Source organism: Methanobrevibacter sp. (assembly GCF_050872065.1).
Classification (GTDB): domain Archaea; phylum Methanobacteriota; class Methanobacteria; order Methanobacteriales; family Methanobacteriaceae; genus Methanocatella.
Window position 1 is genome coordinate 1 of record NZ_JBNMGD010000071.1, and the last position, 4,228, is coordinate 4,228.

6 protein-coding genes are annotated in these 4,228 nt (G+C 29.5%); 4 read left to right on the forward strand and 2 right to left on the reverse strand.

Annotation, left to right across the window (positions count from 1 at the left end):
* The 4 genes from ACR0P1_RS07535 to ACR0P1_RS07550 form a co-directional block, all read left to right on the forward strand.
* On the forward strand, nt 1-747 hold a 747-nt coding region (locus ACR0P1_RS07535; RefSeq protein ID WP_432645790.1), incomplete at its 5' end, for an AAA family ATPase.
* Nucleotides 748-810: 63 nt separating this feature from the next.
* Nucleotides 811-1,344 (forward strand): hypothetical protein, encoded by a 534-nt coding sequence (locus ACR0P1_RS07540; RefSeq protein WP_432645791.1) that lies wholly within the window; start codon nt 811-813, stop codon nt 1,342-1,344.
* Between the two features lie 100 nt (nt 1,345-1,444).
* Nucleotides 1,445-1,660, forward strand: coding sequence for a hypothetical protein (locus ACR0P1_RS07545; protein WP_432645792.1), 216 nt, complete (start codon nt 1,445-1,447; stop codon nt 1,658-1,660).
* Entirely contained in the window at nt 1,644-1,925 is a 282-nt protein-coding gene (locus ACR0P1_RS07550; protein ID WP_432645793.1) for a hypothetical protein, read from the forward strand. The genes ACR0P1_RS07545 and ACR0P1_RS07550 overlap by 17 nt, the downstream gene beginning before the upstream one ends.
* A gap of 53 nt (nt 1,926-1,978) precedes the next feature.
* Here the strand turns inward: ACR0P1_RS07550 and ACR0P1_RS07555 are convergent, their stop codons facing one another.
* Together ACR0P1_RS07555 and ACR0P1_RS07560 are read right to left on the reverse strand one after the other, a co-directional pair.
* Nucleotides 1,979-3,250 (reverse strand): hypothetical protein, encoded by a 1,272-nt coding sequence (locus ACR0P1_RS07555; RefSeq protein WP_432645794.1) that lies wholly within the window; start codon nt 3,248-3,250, stop codon nt 1,979-1,981.
* A 96-nt stretch (nt 3,251-3,346) separates the two neighbouring features.
* Nucleotides 3,347-4,000 (reverse strand): hypothetical protein, encoded by a 654-nt coding sequence (locus ACR0P1_RS07560; protein WP_432645795.1) that lies wholly within the window; start codon nt 3,998-4,000, stop codon nt 3,347-3,349.
* Nucleotides 4,001-4,228: the final 228 nt, after the last annotated feature.

Genomic DNA, 4,228 nt, shown 5'->3' on the forward strand with positions numbered 1-4,228 from the left:
AAGGAAATGCAGTTATATGTAAAGATGGTCATTAAAGGAATTCAACCTGCTGTAATTCTTTGTGGTGCTCCTGGTATTGGTAAAACTTTCCGTGTAAAACAACAACTTAAGGCAGCAGGATATACTATGACTGCCGATAATACTGTAAAAGGTAAATGTACACCTAGACAGCTTTATTTAACACTTTATAACAATAAAGGTAAGGGTGATATTGTTTTAGTTGATGATGCTGATTCATTGGTAGGTCCAAAGGCACCAGAAGATTGTATCAATATTCTTAAGGCGGCACTTGATTCAACAGCAGATGATGAAGGTCGTCTTGTATCATATAAAGTTTCCGGTGAACTTAAAGATGATGAAGGTGTTCCAGTCCCTAAATCACATTACAATAAATGCGGTATGATTGTCATTACAAACTATAGTGTTGGGCAAATTGATACAGCATTACGAAATAGAGCATTTACGCAATCACTTGATTTCTCTACTAAGGATTTGCTTGAAATAATTCGTGGTATTATGCCAAATATTGAATCTAATCATCTTTCAATGTCATCAAAAGCTAAAGCTATGAATTATCTTGAAAAATTAGTTGAAGAAGGAAAACCTATTGAAGTTAGTTGTAGATCATTTATTACTTGCGCAAGAATTTATGAGAATGCCGAAGATGATGAAGCATTACAACTTGCTGAAAAGATGATTGCAGAGCAGATGAGGAATTCAGCAATACGTGGAGGTAAGAAATTCTAAATCTATAGAGTTGGCAATATACCGGTATATTGCCAACCCTCTAAACTTATAGAAAATTAAAAGATGAAAAGTTTAAGTGATTTGATTTTGGAAGCTGAAGATCAACAAAATAACAATCAAAATAATGATCAGAATAATAACCAAAATCAGCAAGACAATAAAGACAAATCTGTAAAAGCTGATGCTGGTACATTCAAGCAATGGCCAGCTTTTGAAACAACAGTTAAAGGATGGATTAAAGTCATGTCAGGCCAAGAAGAAGCAAAAGACAGTTTCTTTGATGGAGGTTTCTTAATACCAACTACTGTAGCTGGATGTGTTGCTAATACACAAGCTAAGACCGCAACATTATCTAAACAACTTGATTCTACTTGTAAAGTTTTGATAACAGAATTTTCATCTGATTTTAGTTTCTTATTGGATGGATTAAAACCATATGGATATATTTCATCTGGTTGGTCAAAATCTAAAGGTCCGAAGATTGGTGATGTTATTAAAGCAATGAAGGCTGAAGCTAAAGCTGGTAATTCAGAAGACAAAAACAATAATAACGATGATAAAGACAATGGAAACAGTAATAACGGAGGTACCATGTAATCAAAATAGTTTAATTAATAACTATTGTGAAGGAATGGTAACAGAGGATAATAAGAAAAAGAAAACCACAAATGATATAATAAAGGGATAATTTATTGATATGATTAACTATCCCAGGTCTGATTGTAATAAACATATAATCAAACGTGAACATTATTCCAGAAAAAATGGAGAATGGAAACCAAAGCAAAAATTTGAGTCAGAACAAGATGCAAATGTATTTATGAAGAAATATAAAATGTATAAATATATTGCATATATTTGTAAAGTTTGTGGAAAATGGCATATTGGAATAAAAAATGAAACAAATAAATGAGTATCTTGAGAAACCTATAAATGAATCTCAAGTTTATGATGACATCATTAAGTCACTTCAAGAATCTAAAGAACAAGGTATACCAATAGAAGAAGGACTTTTTACTGGTTTATTTGCTGGTGCTGCAGCTTTTACCGTTGGCCCTACAATAATGAAAGCTGTTGCTAATGTTCTTGGAATTGATTTGAAGGGTCCATTAGGTAGTTTAATGACAAGTCGATTAATTTTAACAGCAGTTGGAACAAAATTGGGATACCGCGTTTGATATCCCAATTTTTATTTTAACTTTATTTCTTGAACAGAACCAAGTGATGTTCATTACTTTAAATATTTTAATTCCTTTAAATATTTTGTACAAATTGCATTTCCATAAAGATAAGCAATTACACTCTTCATTGGATCATTTATAATATATGAAGTCAATTTCATCCAAATAATACCAACGATAATCTTTATATTTGTATCAATTGGCATATCATCCAAATCAATTTGAGTAATTGATGAATTATCTCCAGTTGGATACTTAATTTTAAAATTCAATCCATCTGAATCAGAATATTCTAATTCATCAATTTCAATATAAGGAGCACTATTGAATCTTGAATATCCATTAAGCCCATAGCAGAATTTTGCAATGTCATATTCTGCCATTCCTAATCCTATTGTTTTAAGCTTTCCAAAATATCCACGTGGATCAATAAAAATCACATTATCATCTTTATCAATCATTGTATTGTCTGTATTTGGATCACCATGGCAAAGGCATGCATTAAAATTGATTTCATTATTTTCATACCATTTATTTAATGCATCCATTAATATATTGAAATCTGGTGTAATTGGCATGTGATCAATACAATTTACTTCAGTTTCTTTAATGAAATAATCAATCAATTTCTTACATGGATTTACTCGAGTAGATACTTTTGTAATTAATTCATTATAAAAAGCTTTTCTGATATCTTCATCATTATCTTCTATATCTATATCAGTATCATTAATAGTATGTAAAGCTTTGATTACATTGGAAATCAATTTCTTAAAATCACCATTTTTATAATACCAATCTTGAGCAGTTGTACCATTAACTAGATTTAGAATAAGCTCATGTTTATTTTCATCATATCCTTGTTTTCCACATAAACATGGTATATTGCTATATCTGTCATAGAAATCATTTTCAATCTTTTGTAATTTTATAGCATCTTCGGTTTTGGCAATCTTAATTACTTTGTCATTTTCAAATTGAATTTGATTAAAATATCTACATGTATTTTTAGTTGCTAAATCCATGAGATATTTCTTTTGGTCAAATTCTTCTCTAATACCTTTATCCCAGCATTCAATGAATAAAGTTTTTGTCAAATCACCCATGTGGTCGATCTCAGAAATTACATGTACTCTATTATAAGATTCCATATCATGATTAAGAAATGACTTTAATAAAAAGGCATATTCCTGAAATGCCTCATAAATATAAATATCACCATCATACTTATTCAGCAATTCATCAATTTTTCTTTCAATTATGGTTTTTTCACCATCAGTAACCAAATAAAATGGAAAAATTGAATCTAAATTAATGTACATATAATAACTTCCTGAATAATGCGATTCAATGATAAATAAACAATTTTTTTTCATTTTATTAATTTTTTAAGTCATTAATTACTTGATTAATATAGATTAGTTTCTTAAATTATTCAAAAGATTAGTAACTTTTGATTGTAATGTTCCAGATGGATGACTCTTTTGCAATCTTTCACACATGTTTATCATACCAAGCTCTTCTGAATTGAATGCTCCAGATATTGCTGTTGACATAATGGTTTCAAATATAATATTTGATGTAGCTGGTACAATTCCATAGCCATCCAATTCTTTTGGATCCACTTTTATATGGCAAATGAAATCAATATCTTTACATGATCTTACTTTATTCAATTGTATTTCATTTGACATACATATTATTACAATTTTACATTTAGGTCTTAATTGCTTCATATATTTGAACAACACATAAAGTTCATTTGAACATCCAGATTTTGACATAGCAATCAACAAAGATGGTTTGTCAATTGAAATAGGTCCTAAATCTCCATGTCCAGCCAAGCATGCATCTATAAATTGCCCATCAACCATTATTGATTTCAATGTAGCAGCATTCTTTTGAGCTATATATCCTGGTTTACCTATTCCTGTAATATATATTGTTTGATTGTCCAATATGGCATCTTTAATCATATCAGAAAGAATATTGATGTTTTTCATAGATCCAACATCATTCCTCATAGTGTTTAATGAAGCCAAGCAATCAGTTATGAAATCTAAATTTATCATAAAACTATTTTATTTTTAAACAAGTAAGAGTAAAATCTTATACTTTAATAAAATAGAAATTAAATGTTTCAGTTTCATCTGAAGCAGGTCATAAATAAATTATACCAAAAACTAAAATGAATCTAAATTTGATTAAAGGCCTTCAATTTGCTGAAAAGCTCAACATGACAGAGGCTATTACCGAGTCAGGTAAGGAATTCTTGAAATCTTATCGTGGCTATCTTTACA